This is a genomic window from Halorubrum trapanicum, assembly GCF_017873555.1.
In the GTDB taxonomy this organism is placed as follows: Archaea; Halobacteriota; Halobacteria; order Halobacteriales; family Haloferacaceae; genus Halorubrum; species Halorubrum trapanicum.
The window spans coordinates 71,545-92,963 of the sequence record NZ_JAGGKE010000008.1 but is presented as its reverse complement, the minus strand read 5'-3'; the positions used below and the strand labels follow the sequence as shown (position 1 = coordinate 92,963).

Below are 21,419 nucleotides of genomic sequence, written 5' to 3'. Positions count from 1 at the left end.
AACGGGGACCGTCGGGTGACCCGCCTACCGCTCGTCGAGGGGGACGAACTCGGCGTCCTCGGGACCGGTGTACCGGGCGCGCGGGCGGATGAGGCGGTTGTCCTCCTGGTACTCCGCGACGTGGGCGATCCAGCCGCCGACGCGGCTCATCGCGAAGATGGGCGTGTACATGTCGACCGGGATGCCGAGCGAGTCGTAGACGGAGCCGGAGTAGAAGTCGACGTTCGGGGCGATCCCCTTCTCGACGAGCCCCTGGTCGGTGAGGTACTCCTCGATGGCGGTGGTGTAGTCCAGCCACTTCGTGTCGCCGGACGACTCCGAGAGGTCGCGGAGCTTCTCTTCGAGGATCTTCGCGCGGGGGTCTTTCACCTTGTAGACGCGGTGGCCGAACCCGGGGATGCGCCGCCCCTCGTCGCGGGCGTCTTTCACCCACTGGACCGGGTCCTTCGAGGAGGCGTCCACCTCGTGGAGCACCTCCATCACGTCTTGGTTGGCGCCGCCGTGGAGCGGCCCGGAGAGCGCGCCGATACCGCCGGTGACGCCGGAGTAGACGTCCGCCATCGTCGACCCGATCACCATCGCGGTGAACGTGGAGGCGTTGAGTCCGTGGTCGGCGTGCAGCGTGAGCGCCATGTCGAACGTCTCCTCGCTCACGGCGTCCGGCTCGGTCCCGGTGAGCATGTAGAGGAAGTTACCGGCGTGCGAGAGGTCCGGATCGGGCGCGACCGGCTCCTCTCCCTGCCGGACGCGCTCGAACGCGGCGAGGATCGTCGGAATCTTCGCCGTGATCCGTCGGCCCTGACGGAGGGCGGTCTCGCCGTCGTCGCCGCGCTCGTCGTCGTCCGGGTCGTACGCGGACAGCATCGACGTCGCGGTCCGGAGCGCGGCCATCGGTCGCTCGCCGGCGTCGGCGAGCGCGCGGACCGTCTCGACGACGTCGTCGTCGACCGCGCGCTCCGCCGCGAGGTCGGCGGCGAACGCGTCGAGCTCGGCTGCGGTGGGGAGGGAGCCGTGCCACAGCAGATACAGCACCTCCTCGTAGCTCGCGCCGCGCGCGAGGTCCTCGATGTCGTACCCGCGATACACGAGCTTCCCGACCTCGCCGTCGACGTAGCTCAGATCCGACTCCGCGACGAGGACGCCTTCAAGCCCGCGTTTTAACTCATCGGCCATACCACGTCGTTCCGACCAACGGCAAAAAAGCGTTATCTTTCAGGAGGAATACGATACGTCGATCGTGGTACGCCGCCGCGTCGAACGACGACGTGACAGGGTTCGGAAACGTCTGCGCGCGGGGCGCGTCCCGGAGCCGCGTCGCCTCAGCGGGCCGGAACGACCGTCACCGTCCGGTTTCGGTCGATCGCGTCCTCCAGCTCCTCGGCGATGGCGGAGCCGCGGGAGACCTGGACCTCGCCGCCGCGGCCGACGGTGGCGGTGAAGAGGTACTCGCCGTCGGCGCGCACCTCGACCGTCTCGCCGACCCCGTCGTCGACGTCGATGACGACGTGCCGCGAGGTGATCTCCGGCGCGACCGCCGTCCCGCGCTCGGCGCCGACCTGTCCGTCGCCGCGGCCGTTCTCGGCGGCGCCGCCCGACGGACCCGATCCCGACCCGCCGGGCTTCTCGTCGTGGGTGCGCACGTCGATGTCGATCCCGAGGCGGTTCTCGATGTCGGCGATGCGGCCGCCGCCCTTCCCGATCACCGTCCCGATGTCGCCCTCGGTGACGTAGACGACCGCCTCGTCGTCGCCGTTGAGTTCCACGTCGACGCGGCCGTGCGCGACCGACTTGATCTCGCGTTCGATCTCCTTTTTGGCGATGCGGCCGACGCCGCTCTCGGTTTCCGCCTCGCCGCCGTCCTCGTCGAGCGGGACCGTGACGACCTGCCGGTTGAACGTGTAGATCTCGTACTCCGGCCGGCCGGTCTCGAAGTTCGACACCTGAATGACCGGGCGCGCGAGGTCCTCGGCGGTGAGTCCGGCGGGCACCTTCACCTCGGTGGTCACGTCGTACACCGTGTGGACCTCGCCGGCCTCGATGTAGACGACGGTGTCGACGATCTGGGGGATCATCCCGAGCTCGACGCGGCCGACGAGCCGCTGGAGCGCGTCGATGGCGCGGGAGGCGTGGACGACGCCGACCATGCCGACGCCGGCCATCCGCATGTCCGAGAACACCTCGAAGTCGTTCGTCTTCCGCACCTCGTCGTAGATGGTGTAGTCGGGCCGGACGAGGAGCAGCGAGTCGGCGGTGTTCTCCATCTCGCCGCCGAGCGCGCCGTACTGGGTGATCTCCGGGCCGACCTGGAGGTCCCGCGGCTTCTCCATCGTCTTCACCGCGTAGTCGCTGTCGTTCAAGAACTCCGCGACCGCCTGCGCGAACGTCGACTTGCCGGCGCCGGGCGACCCCGAGATGAGCACGCCCCGCTTCCGCTCCGTGAACCGGTCGCGCAGCTCGTCGGCGAACTCGTAGTCGTCGAGGGTCGTCTTCGCGATCGGTCTGACCGCGGTGATCTCGATCCCGTCCGCGAAGGGGGGTCGCGCGACCGCGATCCGGTAGTCGCGGAACTGGACGATGTCCATCCCGTCGTCCGACAGCTCGATGAACCCCTCGCTGGACTGGCGGGCCAGGTCGACGATCGAGTTGGCCCACTCGCGCATCTGTGCCTCGTCGGTCGGCCCCTCGTCGATCTCGACATACCGCATCTCGCCGAGCGTCCCGCGTTTCGCTTTCGGAACGGTGTCGGTCTTGAGGTGGACCGACATCGTCTCGTCGGTGAAAAAGTCCTGAATCGGGAGGTCGTCGACGACGCCGCGGGCGACGGGTTCGACGTACTCGACGTCGAGTCCCTTCGCGCGGGCGACCTCGGCCTGGACCACGTCGCTGGACAGCAGCGTCGCGTCGTGGTCGGCGGCCAGGTCGCGGATCAGCGCGTCCACGTCGCCTTCGTGGGCGTTCGAGCGGGCGTCGCCGCTCGCGCGCTCGCCGACGTACCGCAGTTCGATGGTCCCGTCGTCGGCGTGGTCGGAGAGCCGCTTGAGCTCGCTCAGCCCGTCCCAGCCGGATTCGAGACCGTCGTTCGCCTGCGACTCCAGTTCGCCCACGACCGCCTCGGGGACGAACACGGTGACCGACTCGTAGGTCCCGTCCGCGACGCGTTCGGACACGCGGCCGTCGACGACCGCGCTCGTGTCCGGTACTACGTTCATACCGCGGATCGGTCCGGGAGGGGTATAAGGGTGTTCGACCGGGGGCGCTCGGTCGTCCGGGGCGGCCGCCACCGCGTCGGCTGCGGAGACGGGCTTCGATCGGTCGTCCGGGCGACAGGACCCGCTCAGTCGTCCGCCGCCGCCTCCGCCCCGTCGGCGGCGAGGCGCTCGGCGTAGGCGGTGAAGTTCTCGAACAGCGCCTTCGCCTCGCAGGCGGCGTCGTACGCCTCCGGCGTGATCGAGTCGAGGACGTTGTCCACGCGGGCGTCGCCGATCTGGTCGCGCTTCCCGTCGGTCACCTCGCGGGCGGTCTCGACGTCGTACTCGGGGTGGAACTGGACGCCCCAGCAGTGACCGTCCCGGAACGCGTGGACGCCGCGGTCGTTCTCGGCGAGCAGCGTCGCGGACGGCGGGAGTTCGACCACCGCGTCGCCGTGGGTCGTGAAGGCGGTGAACGACTCGCCGATCCCGTCGAACAGCGGGTCGTCGCGGGGCCGGCGGATCTCGTTGTAGCCGATCTCGAAGCCGTCCATCCCCGCGACGCGGCCGCCGAGCGCCTCCGCGAGCACCTGATGGCCGTAACAGACGCCGAGCACCGGGACGCCCGCGTCCGCGGCCTCCGCGACGTAGTCGACGAGCGGCGGGATCCACGCCTCATCCCAGTAGACCGAGGAGCGCGACCCCGTCACCACGACGCCGTCGAACTCGGTGTGGTCGGGGATATCTCCCCCGACGGCGTCGAACTCGACGAGGTCGGCGTCGATCTCTCGGCGGAAGTTCCGACGGGTGTTCGCGCCGTCGTGGGCGGCGTTCAACAGGGCGAACCGAAGGCGAGTCATCGACCGAACGGAGACGGGATAGTCACAAAACGGTTGCGGCGCCGGACACGCCGGCCGACGACGCGGACGCGGGGATCGTCGGTCGGGAGACGGCGACGCTACTCGAACGCGTCGCTCGCGTGCTCGGCGAGCCAGCCGACGAGTAGGTCGTTGACCGCGGCCGACGCCTCGACGCCGACGAGGTGTCGAGCGCCGTCGACGGTCGTTATCTCGCCGCGTGGAAGCCCCTCCGCGAGCGTCTCGCCGGCCGTGATCGGACAGACCGTGTCGTCGGTTCCGTGGACGACGAGCGCGGGCGTCGTGACCTCGAAGAGCGCGTCGGTCAGGTCGAACCCCTCGATCGCCGCGCGGTGCGCCTCGTACGCCTCCCGGTCGGCGTCCTCCGCGACGCGCCACTCCGCGATCCGCGAGAGCGCGTCCGGGTGCGCCTCGCGGAAGTCGACCGAGAGCAGCCCGTTCAGCGATCCCTCCACCGCGGCCTGGTCGTTCGGGTCGGCCCAGACGCCGTCGGGGTTGTACGCGTCGCCCGCGGGCGGCGTTCCCACCAGCGTGAGGCTCGTCGGCCGCGAGGAGGCCATTGCGGCCGTCAGCGCGACGCCGCCGCCGAGACCGTAGCCGACGAGGTGGGCGTTCCGAATCCCCTCGGCCGCACAGACCGCGTCGATGTCGGCCGCGAGGTCCGCGACGGCGTACGGTCCCGGCGGCGCGTCCGACCGCCCGATGCCGCGCGTCTCCGGCGTGATGACCGTGTGCGGTCCCGCCAGCGCGGCGTGTTGCCAGCCGAACTGCCACGCGCCCAGCCCGACGTCGCCGCAGAAGACGACCGCCTCGTCGGGGTCGCCTGCGTCGGGGGCGTCCACCTCATACCGGATCTCGACGCCGGCGTTGGTCGCGTGTGGCATGGGTGGAGTGGTGGTGCGCGGATACGAGACCGTCAGGCCTCCTGGAGGCTGCGAAGGACGTCCGGCGCCGCGTCGAGCGCGTCGTCGAGCGCGTCGGCGTCCGGGCCGCCGCCCTGTGCGAAGTCCGGCGGGCCGCCGCCGCCGCCGCCGACGCGGCCGGCCAGCTCCGAGACGACCTGCCCGGCGTTCACGTCGACGCCGTCGGGGACGCCGACGACGAAGCTGGCGGAGCCGTCGGCGCCGCTGCCGATCACCGCGACCTTCCCGTCGTCGACGTGGGCGTTGGCGGCCGCGCGCAGCTCGTCGGCGTCGCCGTCGAGCCGCTGGATCACCGCGGTCGTCCCGTCGACCTCCACCTCCTCGGCGTCGGCGCCGCCGGAGGCGCGCGCGGTCGCCAGCTCCTCTTTGAGCGACTCGATCTCCTTCCCCCGGGCCTTCCACTCCTCGAAGAAGCGCTCGGCGGTGTCGGGCACGTCGAGCGGGTCGACGTCGAGCACGTCGGCCGCGTCGTACAGCGCGTCCTCCGTGCGCTGGGTCGCCTCGACCGCCGCGGCGCCGGCCGCGAAGGCGATCCGCTCGACGCCGTCCTGGACCGGCTCCGTCTTCAGCACCTTCACGGCGCCGATCTCGCCGGTCCGGTCGACGTGGGTGCCCGCACAGGCCTGTACGTCGGCGTCGCCGACGTGGATCAGCCGGACGTTCGTTCCCGGCGGGACGCCGCCCTGGTACAGGTCGAAGCCGTGTTCCGCCTCCGCCTCGTTGCGGTCGGGCCACTCCTGGCGCACGGGGACGTCGTCGCGGACCAGCTCGTTGGCGACGCGCTCGATGGCCTTGACGTCCTCCCGGGTGATACGCTCGAAGTGGCGCACGTCGAGCCGGGCGGAGTCGGTCCGCTTCTGTGCGCCCGCCTGCCGGACGTGGTCGCCGAGCACTTCACGCGCGGCGTGACCGATGAGGTGGGTCGCGGTGTGGTGCGTCCGGAGTCGCTCGCGGCGGTCGCCGTCGACCTGTCCCTTGACGAACTCGCCTTTCCCGGGGTCCGCGTCGGTGCGGTGGAGCACGACGCCGTCGCGCTCCTGGACGTCGGTGACGTCGACGGTCGTCTCGCCTACCGTGAGCTGCCCCCTGTCTGCCGGCTGCCCGCCGCCCTCGGGGTAGAACATCGTCTGGTCTAAGACGACGTCGTACCCCTCCTCGGCGTCCAGCACGTCGAGGACGACCGCCTCGAACTCCGTGCGTCCCTGGTCGTCGTAGAACAGCTTCTCGGTCTCGGGGAGGTCCGCGAGCCGCTCGTCGCGCTCGTCGCGCTCCGCCTCGGCGTCGCCCTCCTCGTGTCTGTCGGCGACGAGCGCGTAGAAGTCGTCGGGCACGTCCACGGCCGCGCCGCGCTCGTCGGCGATGTCGGCGACCATGTCGGGCTGGATCCCGTGGGAGTCGTACAGCTCGAGCAGCTCCGCGGTCGGGATCGGCTCGCCGGTGCCGGCGTACTCGTCGGCGAGCTGCTCGACCTTCCGGGCGCCGCGCTCCAGCGTCTCCTCGTACTTCCGCTCCTCGCTGCGGACGATCTCGCGGACCGTGTCGCGGTTCTCGTAGCCGAGCCGCTCGGCCTGCATGTCGACCAGCTCGTCGAGGGGCGCGTCGACGCCCACCTCGTCGACGAGCCGTTTCATCCGGCGCAACACCATCCGGGCGAGGTAGCCCGTGCCGACGTTCGAGGGGACGATCTCGTCGCCGAACATGTACGCGAGCGTCCGCGAGTGGTCGGCGATCGCGTAGATCGATTCGAGCGGCTCCACCAGCTCTCGGAGCCGGTCGACGTCGACGTCGAGCCGGTCGGCGATCTCGCCGCGCGCGGCCTCCACGTCGTCGACGTCGTCGATGTCGAGTCGGCCGGAGAGCTTCGCGGCGCGGTGGACGATCTCGCGTTCCGCCTCCGTGTGTTCGATCCCCGCGTTCTCCTTCAGGAAGTCGATCGCGTCGGGGTAGATCGCCTCGTACACCGTCGCGGTCCCCTGGCTCATCCACGTCCACCGCTCTAACCCGTACCCGGTGTCGACGATGTACGTGTCCATGAACGAGTACGTGTGCCCGTCTTTCATCTCGTAGTCGCCGTCGGGGTCCCGCTCCATACACATGAAGACGAGCGTCGCCAGCTCGGCGCCCTTGTAGATGACCTCGATGGCGGGACCGGCGTTGCCGCCGCCGACCCACGGGTCCTCGATGTAGGTTATCTCCTCCAAATCCGCCCCGAGGCTCTCGAACAGCTCGTCGCAGTACTGGACCGTCTCGTCTTTCCAGTACACCTCGCCGTGGTAGGCGTACTCGTCTTCCGCGACCTCCTCGCGCGTGTTGAACGCGTGGTGGGCCATCATCTCGAACGCCATCGTGTGGCGACCCGTCTTGCCGACGTTGTCGATGTCCTGCATCCGGATACAGGGCTGGGAGACCGTCAGCGGGTTCGCCGGCGGCGGCGTCTGCCCGGAGGTGACGAGCGGCTGGAAGTCGTAGATGGACGCCTGCGTCAGGAGGACGTCGTCGCGCCAGCGGTTCGCGGCCACCGGGTACGGGTCGATCCGCTCGTGGCCGTGGTCTTCGAAGAAGGAGAGGAACGCCTCGCGCATCTCTGACAGCGAGTGAGCCTCCGGAAAGCCCGGATCGTCGATGAAGCTGTAGTCCGCACACGGCGGCTCGCCGCACAGTTCGCGGTCGGCGTCGCGGGTCCAGAAGTGCGCGCCGCAGGAGGAACACTCCTTCCGCTCGAACCCTTCCTCCTCGAAGTAGTCGAGACGGTACTCCGCTTCGAGATCGCTCATTACACGAACGTGGCCCGTGTTGCTCCAAAAGGGTTCCGGGGTCGCTCCTCGCCGGTCGTCGCGGGAACGCGACCCCGACCACGGCGAGAACGCGAACACGTCCACGACGGGAACACGACCTCGGCCGCAGCCGGATGGATACCGACCGGCGGGAACGGGACGACCGGGTCCCGTGACCGGTAAGAAGACTTATACTCTCGGCGCGAGCTATCATGTACCATCGTGACTTCTGCGTTGGGCGAGTACGCGTCGGTTCTCGTGCTCGGCGACGACCCCGAACTCACCGGAGACATCGGGTCACGGGTCGAGTCCGACGGGGACGGCTCCGACGGCGACGGCTCCGACGGCGACGGAACGTTCACGGTCGAGGCACACGCCGTTACGCCTGACGCAGTCACCGAAGAGCGGATCGCCGACGTCGACGTGGCCGTCGTCGTCGACGAGGCGGGACTGGAACGCGTCCGATCCGCCGACCGCACCAGCGCCGTGGTCGCATACGTCGACGATCCGACGGGCGAGATCGCGACCGACTCGGTCGTGGACGCCGTCGCCGGAACGCCCGAGGCGCTCTCGGAGACCGTGTCGTGGCTGCTCGCACGCGATCGGCGGTCCGTCACCCGGTCGGAGCCGACGCGGACGCCCTCGCGGATCGAACAGCTCAACGCCGGAATGACGGAACTGGCCGCCGTCAGGTCGGTCGACGAGGCGTACCGGGCCGCTATCGCGGTGGCCGAACAGGTGTTCCCGGAGTACCAGTGCGTGGTGGCCGTCCGCGACGAGGAGTGGGTCGAGCCGGTGGTCGCTTCCAGCGGGACGCCGGTCGAGAACTGTAACCGGGTCCGCGTCGGCAGCGGCGTGGCCGGACGAGCCATTCGGACCGGCGACACGTCGATCGCGCCGAATCCGAACCCCGAGAGCCAGTTCGACGCACTGCTCACCGTTCCGGTCGGCGACGACGTCGTCTTTCAACTCGCCGCCGCGGCCGACGGGACGAACGAGTTCGACGACGCCGATCGCCGGCTGGCGGAGTTGCTCGGCTCCCACCTCGAGGAGACGCTCGACCGGATCGCCGTCACCGAGACGCTCCGGGCCGAACGCGACAGGCTCCTCGCGCTGTTCACGAACGTCCCGGACCCCGCTATCGCCTACGACTACGCCGACGGCGACCCGGTCGTCCGGCAGGTGAACGACGCGTTCGAAGACACGTTCGGATACGACGCGGACACGGTGCTCGGCGAGTCCATCGACGAGTACATCGTTCCGCCCGACGCCGAATCGGAGGCCGACGACCTCAACGAACGGTTACAGCGCGGCGAGAACGTCCGCCGAGAGGTGACGCGGACCACCGCGGACGGGCCGCGCCACTTCATCCTCCACGTCATCCCGATCCACCTCGACGCGGCGAACGCGGCCGGCTACGCCATCTACACCGACGTCACCGACCGACGCGAGCGCGAGGAGACGCTCAGACGGCAGAACGAACGGCTCGACGAGTTCGCGTCCATCGTCTCACACGACCTCCGAAACCCGCTGTCGGTCGCGGAGGGGTACGTCGATCTCGCCCGCGAGACCGGCGACATGGACCACCTCGATAGGGCCGCGGACGCGATTTCCCGAATGGACGAACTCGTCGCGGACCTCCTGTCGCTGGCCAGACAGGGGCGGTCGGTGGGAGAGACGGAGTCGGTCTCGCTGTCCGATATCGCGCGCGAGGCGTGGGAGAGCGTCGACACCGACGGCGCGACCCTGAGCGTCGAGTCGGACGCGACCCTGGAGGCGAACCGCACGCGACTGCGCGAGCTGTTCGAGAACGTCTTCCGGAACAGCGCCGAACACGGCCGCAGCTCCCCGGACGACCCGCTCTCGGTCCGGGTGGGGACTACGACTCGCCGTGATGGCGACGACACCGCCGTAGACGGGTTCTACGTCGAAGACGACGGACACGGTCTCCCGGAAGACGACGTCGATCGGGTGTTCGAGAGCGGGTTCACGACCGACGAGTCGGGCACGGGACTCGGGCTCGCGATCAGCAAGCGCATCGCCGAGGCGCACGGGTGGACCGTCGCCGCGCGCGCCGCCGAGGACGGCGGGGCCCGCTTCGAGTTCCGGACGGCCTGAGCGCACCCAGGCCGCGCCGGTCCGAAACGACCTTACGCCGCGCGCTCGGCTCTCCGATATGGTCGAGAACGTCGTCTACCCCGCCTACTTCGACGCCGAGCTGTCGCGCTCGGAGGGACGCCGCGTCCCGATGGATCTGGCGGTCGAAGCGCCGACCGTCGACGAGATCGCGAAGGCCGTCCAGCAGGTCGGCTACGACGCCGTCGTCGAACGCGACGCCACCTACCCGCGCGAGTTCGACGCCCGCGGCTCCGTGGCGGTCAAAGGTACCGAGGACACCGCGAAAAACGACCTCGTTCAGGCGATCGCCGCGTATCTCGGCGTTCTCCGGGAGTAACCGTGCGGCGCGTCGGCACCGTCGTCCGCACCGCCGGGGGGCTGGCGATCGCACGCGGCGACCCCGGCGAAGACCCGCCGCGGATCGGTGCGAGCGTCGTCGACGAGTCGCTCTCGACGGTCGGCCGCGTCGTCGACGTGTTCGGCCCGGTCGACCGCCCCTACGTGGCCGTCACGCCCGACGACGGCGTCGGACTCGCCGACCTCGTCGGCGGGAAACTGTACGCTCGGTGAGTCGGGGCGGCGCTACGCCTCGGTCGCGCTGACGCCGTCGCCCACGTCCTCGCTCTCGTTTCCGGCCACGTCGAAGTCCGCGAGCGTCTTCTCCGTACGCGCGAGCCGTTCCGCGACGAGCAGCTTCTCCCGGCGCTGTAGCCGCTCCCAGTCGAGTTCCGCCGGCGGCGACGCCTCCAACGACTCGAACCGGTCGATCACGGTCTCGTTGGCGAACCGCTCGAAGGAGTCGCAGTTCGGGCAGGTCCGCGACAGGTGCGACACGTCGAACGACCGCGTGAGGACCTCGTCGAGACAGTTCAGACACCGGTAGGTGTGAGTCCAAGACACGAAACTACTGAGGGACCGAAGGAAGGAGTATCTGTGGTCGCCGGCGTTCGACTCGCCGATCAAAATCGTCGAACTCGGCGCGGGCGCCGTAAACAACGGCAGAACAGAAACGAAGGTCGACCGACGGAAGCGCCGGTCAGAACAGCGCGGACGCCGCCGCCTCGGCCGTCTCGATGACGGGACCGAAGCCGGGAAGGAGTAGCACCGTCGCGACCGCCGCGAAGACGACCGCGGCGTACAGCGCCGTCGGCCGCACGTCGATCGCGTCGAGCGCGCTCGGCGACTCGGGGTCGTCGAGGAACAGCGCCTTCACGACCCGGCTGTAGTAGTACAGCGACACGACGCTGTTTATCGCGCCGAGTCCGGCGAGCCACAGGAAGCCGTTGTCGATGGCCGCCTGGAACAGGAAGTACTTCGAGAAGAACCCGGCGAACGGCGGCAGCCCGGCCAGCGAGAACATGAACACGGCCATCGCGACGGAGGCGACCGGCGCGCGCCGCCACAGTCCCGCGTAGTCCGCGAAGGTGCGGCCGACGCCCCACCGCTCCGCCATCGCGACGAAGAGGAACGCGCCGGTGTTCATGAACCCGTAGACGAGCAGGTGCGCCATCGCGGCGCCCATGACCGTGCCGTTCGCGGGTCCGTCGACCGTGAGCGCGGCGACGCCGATGAGCGCGTACCCGGCGTGCCCGATAGAGGAGTACGCGAGCATCCGCTTGACCTCCTCTTGGACCGCGGCCGCGAAGTTGCCGACCGTCATCGTGACGGCCGCGAGGATCGCGAACGCGAGCATCCAGTCGATGTTCGCCGAGACCGCCAGTTCGAGCGGGAACGCCTCGGTGAACACGCGGAACGCGACGACGAACCCGGCGGCCTTCGAGGCCGACGAGAGGAACGCGCTCACCGGTGCGGGCGCGCCCTCGTACGCCTCCGGCGCCCAGAAGTGGAACGGGACGGAGGCGGTCTTGAACGCGACGCCGCCGATCATCATCACGACGCCGACGCCGAGGACGCCGGTCAGCCCCTCGATAGACGCCGACGCGATGTCGGCGAGGATGAGCGACCCGGTGGCCGCGTACACGAGCGAGATGCCGAACAGGAAGATGGCAGAGGAGAGCGCGCCGACGAGGAAGTACTTCAGCCCCGCCTCGACGCTCCCGCGGTCGTGCTTGAGGTACGCGACGAGCACGTACGACGGCAGCGACACCATCTCCAGGGCGACGAACACGACCGCGAGCGAGTTCGCGACCGCGAGCAGCGCCATCCCGGTCGCGGCGAACGTCACCAGCGAGTAGAACGCCGCCGGGTTGGCGTGGTCGTGGAAGTAGTCGTGTCCGGCGACCAGCACCAGCGCGGTCACCGACGCGAAGATGGCGGTGAAGAACAACGCCAACGTGTCCACCTTGATCGCGTCCGCGAACAGGTAGACCGCGCCGCCGTCCGGGCTTACCCCGCCGCTCGCGGTGAGCCAGACGGTGGCCGCGAGCGCGGCGAGCGAACCGATCGCGCCGACGATCGCCATCGACGTGTTCGACCGCGCGTCCGGCCGGATCGTGTCGACGAGCAGTAGCGCGAGTCCGGTGACGGCCAAGAGCAGCGCCGGCAACAGTGCCGTCACGCCGGGGAGACCGTTAACCATTGAGCGTCACCCCCTCGACGACGGGTACGGCAGCGTCACGGATCATCTCGAAGAAGATGTCGGGCGCGACGCCGAGCACGATGATCGCCACCAGAAGCACCGCGAGCGGGGCGACGTCGTGGAACGCCGCGGGTCCGACCTCGTAGTCGGTCTCGAGCTCGAAGGGCCCGAACAGCGTGCTCTGCATCGCCGACAACAGGTAGCCGGCGACGATGACGATACCGAACATGGCGAGCGCCGTGAACACCGGCGCGTACGGGAGTGCCGGCGCGGACAGCGAGCCGACGAAGATGAAGAACTCGCCCGCGAAGCCGGCCATCAGCGGCAGCCCCATGTAGCCGAAGGCGCCGGCGACGAGGATGCCGACGGTGACCGGCATCCGGTCGGCCATCCCGGCCATGTCACCGACCATCCGGGTGTGGGTGGTGTTGTAGATGACGCCGACCGCCATGAACATCAGCCCCGAGATGAGACCGTGCGCGACCATCTGGAACGTCGCGCCGCCGACCCCGTACTCGGTGAAGACGATGAGTCCGAGGATGACGTAGCCCATCGACGAGACGGAGGAGTAGGCGACGATCCGCTTGAGGTCCTTCTGGGCCAGCGCCAGCATCGCGCCGTAGATGACGCTGATGACCGCGATCGCCGCGATCGGGACCGCGAGCATCGACGCCTGCTCGGGGAGCATCGTGAAGTTGAACCGGAGCAGCGCGTACGTCCCCATCTTCAGGAGGACGCCCGCCAAGAGCACCGACGCGGGAGTCGGCGCCTGAACGTGAGCGTCCGGCAGCCAGGTGTGGAACGGCACGATCGGGACCTTCACCGCGAACCCGAGGAACATCGCGAGGAACGCCACCATCGCGATCCGGTCCGGCGGGATGCCGAACCACGCACTCAGGTCGCCCGCGGCGATCGCCTGTGCGATCTCAGGCAGCGCGAACGACGACACCGAGTCCCCGAGCGCGAACACGAGGCTCATGAAGCCGAGGAACATCAGCAGCGACGCCGCGTTCGTGTACACGAAGAACTTGATCGCGGCGTACTTGCGGCGCGGGCCGCCCCAGATCCCGATGAGGAAGTACATCGGGACCAGCACCGCCTCCCAGAAGACGAACCACAGGAAGAAGTCGAGCGCGGCGAACACGCCGAGCAGGTTCGCCTCCATGAATAACATCAGGCCGTAGAACTGGCTCTGCCGCGTGTCCACGGGCGTCCACGCGCTAAGGATCGCCAGCGGCACGAGGAACGTCGTGAGCACGAACAGCGGGAGGCTGATCCCGTCGAGTCCGACGAACCACGAGACGCTACGACCGCCGACTTCGAGCCACTCGATCTGCGTCGCGTACGCGACCTCGCCGCCGAGCAGCGCGTTGCCGCCGGCCTCGAAGCCGGACCAGAGGTAGAGGCTCCCGACGAACGGGATCAGGCTGATCGCGAACGCCAGTCGGCCGGCCCACTCGTCGGGCGCGAGGAACACCGTCAGCGCGCCGACGAAGGCGGCCGCCATGAGCGCTTCGAGTAGCATCAGAACCACCCCCCGGTCGCGCCGAGCACGAGCAACAGCGCGACGAGTCCGAAGGTGAGCAGCGCGGCGTACTGCGAGACGACGCCGGACTGGAGCTTCCGAACCCGACCGCCGCCGGTCAGGCTCACCGAGGAGACGCCGTTCACGACGCCGTCGATGATCCCCTGATCGAAGACGTTCGCGCCGCCCGCGACGTCTTCCGTTCGATACGCGAGCCAGACCTGTAGTTCGTCGAGGTAGTAGTTGTTGTACAGCACGTCTTTGACCCCGCCGAGCTTGGCGGTGTGTTCCGTCGGCGACGCCACGTTGTAGAGCCGCCATGCGAGTCCGAGTCCGAGCAGGGCGAGGCCGAGCGAGACTGCCGCGCCGACGAGGACGGTTCCGACCTCACCGCCGACGAGGTAACCGCTGCTGTACGGACTCAGGTCTGCGTAGTGGTGCGAGGAAAGGCCCTCGATGCCGCCCCAGTGGTTGTCGAGCCAGAGGTGGAGCAGGTCGATTCCCTCCAGTCCGAGCACCTTCTGGACCGGTACCATGTTGATGAAGCCGGTGACGACCGCGAGCGACCCGAGCACCGTCAGCGGCCCCTTCACGTTCCAGCGAACGGGTTCGGGCTCGCGCGCGGTGTCGCTCCGCGGCTCGCCGTGGAAGGTCAGGAACACCATCCGGAAGGTGTAGAAGGCGGTGACGGGCACCGCGAGCAGCCCCATCAGGTAGCCGCCGAGCAGCAGCGGGTCGTTGAGTCCGTGGACGAGCGCCTCGTAGAGGATCTCGTCTTTCGACCAGAAGCCGGCGAACGGGAAGATGCCCGCGAGCGCGAGCGAGCCGGCGAGGAAGGTGTAGTACGTCACCGGCAGCTTCGAACGCAGCCCGCCCATGTCCCACATGTCCTCGTTGTGGTGCATCGCGATGATGACCGCGCCGGCGCCCAGGAACAGCAGGGCTTTGAAGAAGGCGTGGGTCGTCAGGTGGAAGACCGCGGCCACGTACCCGCCCGCACCGAGCGCGAGCATCATGTAGCCGTACTGCGAGATGGTAGAGTACGCGAGCACCTGCTTCAGCTCGTCTTTCACCAGTCCCATCGTCGCCGCGAACAGCGCCGTGAAGCCGCCGATGAAGGCGATGACGGCCATCGTCGTCGGCGTCAGCACGTAGAAGCCGTACATCCGCGCGACGAGGTAGACGCCGGCCGCGACCATCGTCGCGGCGTGGATGAGCGCGGAGACGGGCGTCGGACCCTCCATCGCGTCGGGGAGCCACGTGTGAAGCGGGAACTGCGCGGACTTGCCGACGACGCCGCCCAAGACGAGCAGGCCGACGACCGTCAGCCACGTCCCGAGGTCGAGACCGCCGGGCGTCCACGCGACCGACCCGGAGCCGTTGATCGCCGCGTCCGCGAGCGCGGGGAACGACTCCGGCCCGGCGAACTGCGCCGTGCCGAAGGTGGCGAACACCGCGACGACGCCGACGAGGAAGAAGTAGTCACCGAAGCGGGTGACGAGGAACGCCTTCTTCGCGGCCGACGGCGGACCCGGCTCCCGGAAGTGGAAGCCGATGAGCAGGTACGAGCAGAGCCCGACCAGCTCGAAGAACATGAACGCCATCAGCAGGTTGTCGGCGACGACGAAGCCGAGCATCGACGCCGTGAACAGGCCGAGTCCGGCGTAGTACCGCGGCAGCCCCGTCTCGCCCTCGTCGTTCATGTACCCGAGCGAGAACACGTGCACGAGCAGCGCGACGAGCGTCACGATGACGAGCATGAGCGCCGACAGCGGGTCGATCAGGACGCCGAACGTGAGTTCGATCTCCGTCGGCCCGATCCCCGCGCCGCCCTCGCTCGCCCAGTGGTACAGCGTCTCGTTGTACGCGCGGCCGCTCGCGACGGTCGCCGCGACCCAGATCGACAGCAGGAACGACCCCGCCGTCGCCGCGATGCCGCCGAAGGCGCCGCCCTTCGGGAGGTACCTGCCCGCGCCGAGCGCGACCAGGAACGAGAAGAACGGGAGGAGCACGATCGCCGGAACGTATGCGAATGCGTCCACCATCTTACCACCTCATCTCCGCGGGAACGGTCACGTCTGTCGTGCCGAAGTTACGGTATAACACGAGTATGATGCCGATACCGATGGCGACCTCGGCGGCGGCGAGCGCGATGACGAACAGCGCGAACACCTGCCCCGTGAGGTCGCCGTAGTACAGCGCGAACGCGACGAAGTTGATGTTGGCCGCGTTCATCATGAGCTCGACGCTCATGAGGAAGTACAGCGCGTTCCGTCGCGTCAGCACGCCGAACAGTCCGATACAGAACACGGCCGACGCCAACAGCAGGTACCACGACGGCGGGATCGACGAGGCGATGGCGGTCACCGGCGGTCACCTCCGTCGGTGAACGCCTGCCCGAGCGCGGAGACGATGGAGTCGTCCTCCTCGCGCTTCGCCAGGTAGACGGCCCCGTCGACCGCGACGTCGAGCGCGACCGCGGCGATCAGGAAGGCGGCGAGGAACCCCTCTGCGGGGATCGTCGCGATGTCGTACCCGCCGAGATTGAACAGGGCGTATCCGATGTTGTGGACGACAGAAGCGTCGGCCGGGAACCCGACCTCCTCGAAACCGAACGTCGCCGCGTTGACCGTCGCGGCCAGCACGGCGAACAGGGCGCCGACGGCGATTGCGGGCGCGATCCGCGACCCGCGGCTCTCGTCGTTGCTCACGCGCGACTCACCTCCGTTTCGGAATCCGATCGCGTGAGCATCACGGCGAACGTGACTAAGATGAGGACCCCGCCCACGTAGACGAGGATCTGCATGGCGGCGATAAACTCCGCCCGCAGCATCACGTAGTGCACCGCGACGCTCGTGAGGGCTCCGCCCAGAAGCAGCGCGGCGTGGAACACGTCGCGCGCCAGGACGACCCCGAGGGCGAACGCCAGCGTAACCGCGGCGAACAGCCCGAACGCGATGGTGACTTCAACCATTGTGTTTGTCTCCTATGAGAACCCCTTTGAAGATTTCGAGACGCTACTGGTAGTCGACCTCGCCGTCGCCCTCCCCGATCCACGCGCCGCGATCGGGATTGCGGGACTCCAGCGGGTCGATCCCCTTGTACCACGGGACGTTCTTGAGCTGTTCTTTGTTGAACACGAAGCCGTCTTTCGTGTCCGCCGTGAACTCGAAGTTCTGCGTCAACAGGATGGCGTCGACGGGGCAGACCTCCTCGCAGAGCCGACAGTAGATACACTGCCCGATGTGGAGGTTGTACTGCTCGCCGTTGCGCTGGTCGTCCTGAACGATCTGGATCGTGTCGTTCGGACAGACGTTCTCGCACTGCCGACACCAGATACACCGCTCCTGGCTGAACTTGTGGACCCCGCGGAACCGGGGACTCACCTCGGGCGCGTCCTCCGGGTACTCCACGGTGAACGTCTTCCCGTCCAGCGCGTGCTTCATCGTCGTCGCCATGGATTTCATGAGTCCGATCATGTTACGCGATCACCCCCACGATTACGGCCGTGAGAACCAGGTTCGCGAACGACAGCACCAGCATACCTTTCCAGCCGATTTCGATCAGCTGATCGATCCGGACGCGGGGTATCGCCGCGCGGGCCCACTGCGTGAACAGGAAGAAGCCCCAGATCTTCACCACGAACCAGATGAAGCCGATGCTCTCCGGGCCGGGCCCGGAGGCGCCGCCGAGGAACGTCACGGCGAGGATCGCTCCGCCGAGGAAGATGTGGACGAACTCTCCGAGATAGAAGAGGACGAAGTACGCCGAGGAGTACTCCGTCTGGTACCCCCCGACGATCTCCGTCGGCGCCTCGGGGATGTCGAACGGGTTCCGTCCGATCTCCGCCATGTTCGCCGTGAGGAACAGCACGAACGCGAACGGGTTCACGAACGCGTACCACGACGGGATTGCGACGCCGCCGATCGTCGCGAGCGTCTCCGTCTGCGCGCCGACGATGCCGCTCATCTGGAGCGTGCCGGCGAATATCACGGCCGACATCGCGGTGACGATGAGCGGAATCTCGTACGCGAGGTTCTGCGCGACGGCGCGGAGGCCGCCGAGAAGCGAGTACTTGTTGCTCGACGCGTAGCCGGCCATCACCAGCGAGACGGAGGCGATGGAGGCGAACGCGAACACCAGCGCGAAGCCGACCTCCGGGTCCGCGAGGTGGAGGTTGATCGGCCCGATCCGACCCATCGGGATGACCGAGAAGCCGAGCAGCGCCGACGCGGGCAGGAGGATCGGCGCGATGTCCCACGTGGGGCGGTCGACGCCCTCGGGGACGATCAGCTCTTTCGCGAGCAGCTGGACCGCGGCCGCCGGGATGATGAGCAGCCCGTACGGGCCGATCCGGTCGACCGCGATCCGGTCGGTGAACGCGGCCGTGACCTTCCGTTTCGCCCACGGGCCCGCGACGCCCGTGAACGCGAGGATGATGTTCCCGACGACGAAGGCGGCGACCAGCGAGGCCGCGACCTCGCCGATAACGCTGTCGAGCCCGAGCGTGTCGACGATGAACTCGGGGAACAGCTGCGCGGGCGCCGTGCCCATCAGCGGTCCACCTCCCCGAGAACGACGTCGAGGCTACCGAGGGCCGCGATGACGTCCGGGATGTACTCCCCGTTCGCCATCTCCGGCAGCGTCTGGAGGTTCGAGAAGCACGGCGACCGGATCTTGAACCGGGCCGGCTTGTCCGTCCCGTCCGCGCGGATGTAGATGCCGAGCTCGCCCTTCGCGCCCTCGACGGCGCGGTAGATCTCGGTGTCGTCGTCCGGGCGCAGCGTGCGCGGCACGTTCGCCTGGATGTTCCGCTCGTCTTCGGGCCAGTCTTCGAGCAGGTCGACGCACTGCTCGATGATCTTCGCCGACTCCTCGACCTCGCGCATCCGGACGAGCAGGCGGCTGAAGTTGTCGCACCCCTCCTCGGTGACGACGTCCCAGTCCAGCTCGTCGTAGTAGCCGTACGGGTCGTCGCGGCGCAGGTCGTAGTCGACGCCCGAGCCGCGGGCGACGGGACCGGTCGCGCCGTAGTTCTTGGCGACCTCCGGCGGGAGGATCCCCGTGTCGATCGTCCGCATCTGGAAGATCTCGTTCGAGGTGATGAGGTTGTGGTACTCCTCGACGGACTCCGGGAGGTGGTCGAGGAAGTCCCGGGTCTTCGAGAAGAACTCCTCGCGCGGCTCCGGCAGGTCCCAGACGACGCCGCCGAGCCGGAAGTAGTTGAACATCAGCCGCTGGCCCGTCAGGTCCTCCAAGAGGTTCTGGACGCGCTCGCGGTCGTTGATGGCGTACATGAACGTCGCCGTGAAGTCGCCGTTGATGTCGAGCGCGAACGTGGCGAGCGCGAGCATGTGCGCGGCGATCCGGCACATCTCCGCGCCCATCGTCCGGATGACCTGCGCGTACTCCGGCACCTCGATGTCCGCGAGGTCCTCGGCCGCGCGGGCGTACGCCCACTCGTTGAGCAGCCCCGCCGAGATGTAGTCCCAGCGGTCGGGGTACGGCATGATCTGGTGACGGTACGTCCCGGACTGCGCCATCTGCTCTTCGCTGCGGTGGAGGTAGCCGATGTCCGGCTCGACGTCGACGACCTGCTCGCCGTCGAGGACCGTCTTCAGGTGGAGCACCCCGTGGGTCGCCGGGTGGTGCGGCCCGATGTTGAGGAACATCGTGTCGGACTCGGCGTCCTTGTGATGCTCCTCGAGCGGATTCGCGTGCTCCGGCAGCGTGGCGATCTGCGGCCGGTCCTTGTCGTAGTCCATCGACAGGGGGTGGCCCTGCCAGGTCTCGGGCAGCAGGATCCGGCGCAGGTCGGGGTGCCCCTCGTACTCGACGCCGATCAGGTCGTACGCCTCCCGCTCGTGCCAGTCGGCGGTGCGGAAGACCGGTTCGGCCGTCTCGGAGACGGGGTTGTCCTTGTCCGCGGGGACGACGACGCTGACCTCCTGGGTCGGGTCGTCGTACTTCTTCAGGTGGTAGATCGACTCGTAGCGGTTCTCGTACTCCTGTGCGGAGACGACGGAGAGGTGGTCGTACCCCGCCTGCTGTTTCAGGATCGAGAGCGTCTCCTGGACGGTGTCCGGGCGGATGACGAACCCGGGCGCGTTCAGGTGGTCGTCGCGGTCGACGACGAGGTCGCCGAGCAGCGCCTCCAGCTCGTCGGGGGTGCGCTCGACGGCGCCGTCGTCGACGGTGTCCGGTCGTTCGAGGCTCATGGCGAATCAGCGAAGTTGTACCGCATGACGAGCTCGTCGTCGTCGATCTGGTCGGTCAGCTTGTCGACGAGTTCGTCGCGTTCGAGGTCCGAGAACTCCTCCAGCTCGTACGGCTTGACCGTGACGGGCGCGGCCTCGCCGTTGGCGACGCGCTCTTGCAGCTTCACGACGCCGTAGACGAGCGCCTCGGGACGGGGCGGGCAGCCGGGGACGTGGATGTCGATCGGGATGACCTCCTCGGCGCCTTTGATCACGTTGTACCCCTCCTGGAACGGGCCGCCGGAGATTGTGCACGAACCCATGCCGACGACGAACTTCGGCTCGGGCATCTGGTCGTAGACGCGCTTCATCCGCGGGGCGAACTTCGAGACGATCGTCCCGGGGACGATCATCACGTCGGCCTGCCGCGGCGACGCGCGGGGGACGCCCGACCCGAAGCGGTCGAGGTCGTGTTTCACCGCGTAGGTGTGCATCATCTCGATGCTACAGCAGGCGATGCCGAACTGCAGCATGAACATCGAAGAGCCCCGACACCAGTTCAGGAACTTGTCGAACTTGGTGAGGATGAACGGCGAGGAGCCGAACGCCTCGCGGAGCCGGGAGTTGAACCGGTCCCCCTGCCCGGTCATCCGGGCGTCTCTGGTCTCGGTTACGACCTGCGATTCGTCGGTGATAAACGGTTGATCGCTGCTCATTAGTTGAGTTCCTCCGTCGTCTTTCTGCTGGTCGCGCGGGGGCTGCGGGCCCAGCTGATCGCCCCCGACCGCCACGCCCAGACGAGTCCGACCGCGAGAATGCCGACGAACGCCAACATCGGCCACAGCAGGTCGGCCATCGGAACGCCGGCCTGAACGGCCGGGCGGTAGATGACCGCCCACGGGAACAGCAACACGGTCTCGATGTCGAACACGACGAACAACAACGCGACCATGTAGTACTGGATGTTGAACCGGATCCGCGTCCCGCCCGTCGGGGTCTCGCCGGACTCGTAGGTGGTACTTTTACCGGTCTCAGGCACGCTCGGACGGAGCAGCGCCGACACTGTCATCATCGCTATCGGGATGAGCAGGCCGACGACCGCCAAGGCGCCAATCGCTATCCAATCGCTCATATAGGTCTCCGTAACGTGCTGGCGTTTGGACCGCCCCCTCATAAGCGTTGAGTCTTGTGCGTCCGCGGGCGTGCGGGCCGGTATCGACGGTTTGCGGTCGAAGCGCCCGCGAACCGACCGAGAGCCGTCGAACGGGTTCGTCGCG

The 21,419-nt window shown here is 68.4% G+C and carries 20 protein-coding genes; 3 read left to right on the top strand and 17 right to left on the bottom strand.

The window, feature by feature from the left end:
• Positions 1-24: 24 nt before the first annotated feature.
• The 5 genes from citZ to alaS all read right to left on the bottom strand — a co-directional run bounded on the left by citZ (position 25) and on the right by alaS (position 7,763).
• The gene (gene citZ, locus J2744_RS10215) at positions 25-1,173 is read right to left on the bottom strand and encodes a citrate synthase (protein WP_210113256.1); all 1,149 of its coding nucleotides are present in this window, start codon (positions 1,171-1,173) and stop codon (positions 25-27) included.
• Positions 1,174-1,319: 146 nt separating this feature from the next.
• Positions 1,320-3,209: a PINc/VapC family ATPase gene (locus tag J2744_RS10210; RefSeq protein WP_210113255.1), complete on the bottom strand. Its 1,890-nt coding sequence runs from the start codon at positions 3,207-3,209 to the stop codon at positions 1,320-1,322.
• Between the two features lie 125 nt (positions 3,210-3,334).
• Positions 3,335-4,048: a type 1 glutamine amidotransferase gene (locus J2744_RS10205; RefSeq protein ID WP_210113254.1), complete on the bottom strand. Its 714-nt coding sequence runs from the start codon at positions 4,046-4,048 to the stop codon at positions 3,335-3,337.
• A gap of 98 nt (positions 4,049-4,146) precedes the next feature.
• Complete coding sequence (locus tag J2744_RS10200) at positions 4,147-4,950, bottom strand: alpha/beta fold hydrolase (RefSeq protein WP_210113253.1); 804 nt, start codon at positions 4,948-4,950, stop codon at positions 4,147-4,149.
• Positions 4,951-4,982: 32 nt separating this feature from the next.
• Positions 4,983-7,763, bottom strand: coding sequence for an alanine--tRNA ligase (gene alaS, locus J2744_RS10195; protein ID WP_210113252.1), 2,781 nt, complete (start codon positions 7,761-7,763; stop codon positions 4,983-4,985).
• 222 nt (positions 7,764-7,985) lie between these two features.
• On the opposite strand from alaS, the gene J2744_RS10190 reads away from it, so the two are divergent.
• From J2744_RS10190 to J2744_RS10180, 3 genes are read left to right on the top strand one after another with little or no spacing between them, the layout of a single operon-like run.
• Positions 7,986-9,881, top strand: a complete 1,896-nt coding sequence (locus J2744_RS10190) for an ATP-binding protein (protein WP_210113251.1) — start codon at positions 7,986-7,988, stop codon at positions 9,879-9,881.
• Positions 9,882-9,939: 58 nt separating this feature from the next.
• A complete protein-coding gene (srp19, locus tag J2744_RS10185) occupies positions 9,940-10,218 on the top strand; it encodes a signal recognition particle subunit SRP19 (protein WP_210113250.1) in 279 nt (92 codons plus the stop codon).
• A 2-nt stretch (positions 10,219-10,220) separates the two neighbouring features.
• Positions 10,221-10,451: an H/ACA ribonucleoprotein complex subunit GAR1 gene (locus tag J2744_RS10180; protein ID WP_210113249.1), complete on the top strand. Its 231-nt coding sequence runs from the start codon at positions 10,221-10,223 to the stop codon at positions 10,449-10,451.
• Positions 10,452-10,463: 12 nt separating this feature from the next.
• Here the strand turns inward: J2744_RS10180 and J2744_RS10175 are convergent, their stop codons facing one another.
• The 12 genes from J2744_RS10175 to J2744_RS10120 form a co-directional block, all read right to left on the bottom strand.
• Positions 10,464-10,781, bottom strand: coding sequence for a hypothetical protein (locus tag J2744_RS10175; protein ID WP_210113248.1), 318 nt, complete (start codon positions 10,779-10,781; stop codon positions 10,464-10,466).
• Positions 10,782-10,917: 136 nt separating this feature from the next.
• Positions 10,918-12,420: an NADH-quinone oxidoreductase subunit N gene (locus J2744_RS10170; RefSeq protein WP_210113247.1), complete on the bottom strand. Its 1,503-nt coding sequence runs from the start codon at positions 12,418-12,420 to the stop codon at positions 10,918-10,920.
• Positions 12,413-13,945 carry a complex I subunit 4 family protein gene (locus J2744_RS10165; protein WP_210113246.1) on the bottom strand — a complete coding sequence of 511 codons (1,533 nt, stop codon included), beginning with the start codon at positions 13,943-13,945 and terminating at the stop codon, positions 12,413-12,415. The genes J2744_RS10170 and J2744_RS10165 overlap by 8 nt, the downstream gene beginning before the upstream one ends.
• Positions 13,945-15,990: an NADH-quinone oxidoreductase subunit L gene (gene nuoL, locus J2744_RS10160; protein WP_210113245.1), complete on the bottom strand. Its 2,046-nt coding sequence runs from the start codon at positions 15,988-15,990 to the stop codon at positions 13,945-13,947. Before nuoL ends, J2744_RS10165 begins: the two co-directional genes overlap by 1 nt.
• Before the next feature lies 1 nt (position 15,991).
• The gene (nuoK, locus tag J2744_RS10155; RefSeq protein ID WP_210113244.1) at positions 15,992-16,312 is read right to left on the bottom strand and encodes an NADH-quinone oxidoreductase subunit NuoK; all 321 of its coding nucleotides are present in this window, start codon (positions 16,310-16,312) and stop codon (positions 15,992-15,994) included.
• Positions 16,309-16,656 (bottom strand): hypothetical protein, encoded by a 348-nt coding sequence (locus J2744_RS10150; protein WP_210113243.1) that lies wholly within the window; start codon positions 16,654-16,656, stop codon positions 16,309-16,311. Before J2744_RS10150 ends, nuoK begins: the two co-directional genes overlap by 4 nt.
• Positions 16,653-16,919: an NADH-quinone oxidoreductase subunit J gene (locus J2744_RS10145; protein WP_006629673.1), complete on the bottom strand. Its 267-nt coding sequence runs from the start codon at positions 16,917-16,919 to the stop codon at positions 16,653-16,655. Before J2744_RS10145 ends, J2744_RS10150 begins: the two co-directional genes overlap by 4 nt.
• Before the next feature lie 43 nt (positions 16,920-16,962).
• Entirely contained in the window at positions 16,963-17,424 is a 462-nt protein-coding gene (locus J2744_RS10140; RefSeq protein WP_210113242.1) for a NuoI/complex I 23 kDa subunit family protein, read from the bottom strand.
• 1 nt (position 17,425) lies between these two features.
• Complete coding sequence (locus J2744_RS10135; RefSeq protein WP_210113241.1) at positions 17,426-18,499, bottom strand: complex I subunit 1/NuoH family protein; 1,074 nt, start codon at positions 18,497-18,499, stop codon at positions 17,426-17,428.
• Positions 18,499-20,163, bottom strand: a complete 1,665-nt coding sequence (locus J2744_RS10130) for an NADH-quinone oxidoreductase subunit D (protein WP_210113240.1) — start codon at positions 20,161-20,163, stop codon at positions 18,499-18,501. The genes J2744_RS10135 and J2744_RS10130 overlap by 1 nt, the downstream gene beginning before the upstream one ends.
• Positions 20,160-20,858 (bottom strand): NADH-quinone oxidoreductase subunit B, encoded by a 699-nt coding sequence (locus J2744_RS10125; RefSeq protein WP_006629677.1) that lies wholly within the window; start codon positions 20,856-20,858, stop codon positions 20,160-20,162. The genes J2744_RS10130 and J2744_RS10125 overlap by 4 nt, the downstream gene beginning before the upstream one ends.
• Positions 20,858-21,274, bottom strand: a complete 417-nt coding sequence (locus J2744_RS10120; RefSeq protein ID WP_210113239.1) for an NADH-quinone oxidoreductase subunit A — start codon at positions 21,272-21,274, stop codon at positions 20,858-20,860. The genes J2744_RS10125 and J2744_RS10120 overlap by 1 nt, the downstream gene beginning before the upstream one ends.
• Between the last annotated feature and the right edge of the window lie 145 nt (positions 21,275-21,419).

Excerpts from the sequence above, each read along its gene's own strand:
- srp19 (WP_210113250.1), top strand. The coding sequence starts at position 9,940 with ATGGTCGAGAACGTCGTCTACCCCGCCTACTTCGACGCCGAGCTGTCG.
- J2744_RS10205 (WP_210113254.1), bottom strand. The coding sequence starts at position 4,048 with ATGACTCGCCTTCGGTTCGCCCTGTTGAACGCCGCCCACGACGGCGCG.
- J2744_RS10140 (WP_210113242.1), bottom strand. The coding sequence starts at position 17,424 with ATGATCGGACTCATGAAATCCATGGCGACGACGATGAAGCACGCGCTG.
- J2744_RS10125 (WP_006629677.1), bottom strand. The coding sequence starts at position 20,858 with ATGAGCAGCGATCAACCGTTTATCACCGACGAATCGCAGGTCGTAACC.
- J2744_RS10210 (WP_210113255.1), bottom strand. The coding sequence starts at position 3,209 with ATGAACGTAGTACCGGACACGAGCGCGGTCGTCGACGGCCGCGTGTCC.
- citZ (WP_210113256.1), bottom strand. The coding sequence starts at position 1,173 with ATGGCCGATGAGTTAAAACGCGGGCTTGAAGGCGTCCTCGTCGCGGAG.
- J2744_RS10165 (WP_210113246.1), bottom strand. The coding sequence starts at position 13,945 with ATGCTACTCGAAGCGCTCATGGCGGCCGCCTTCGTCGGCGCGCTGACG.
- nuoL (WP_210113245.1), bottom strand. The coding sequence starts at position 15,990 with ATGGTGGACGCATTCGCATACGTTCCGGCGATCGTGCTCCTCCCGTTC.
- J2744_RS10120 (WP_210113239.1), bottom strand. The coding sequence starts at position 21,274 with ATGAGCGATTGGATAGCGATTGGCGCCTTGGCGGTCGTCGGCCTGCTC.
- J2744_RS10135 (WP_210113241.1), bottom strand. The coding sequence starts at position 18,499 with ATGGGCACGGCGCCCGCGCAGCTGTTCCCCGAGTTCATCGTCGACACG.
- J2744_RS10130 (WP_210113240.1), bottom strand. The coding sequence starts at position 20,163 with ATGAGCCTCGAACGACCGGACACCGTCGACGACGGCGCCGTCGAGCGC.
- J2744_RS10145 (WP_006629673.1), bottom strand. The coding sequence starts at position 16,919 with ATGGTTGAAGTCACCATCGCGTTCGGGCTGTTCGCCGCGGTTACGCTG.
- J2744_RS10200 (WP_210113253.1), bottom strand. The coding sequence starts at position 4,950 with ATGCCACACGCGACCAACGCCGGCGTCGAGATCCGGTATGAGGTGGAC.
- J2744_RS10170 (WP_210113247.1), bottom strand. The coding sequence starts at position 12,420 with ATGGTTAACGGTCTCCCCGGCGTGACGGCACTGTTGCCGGCGCTGCTC.
- alaS (WP_210113252.1), bottom strand. The coding sequence starts at position 7,763 with ATGAGCGATCTCGAAGCGGAGTACCGTCTCGACTACTTCGAGGAGGAA.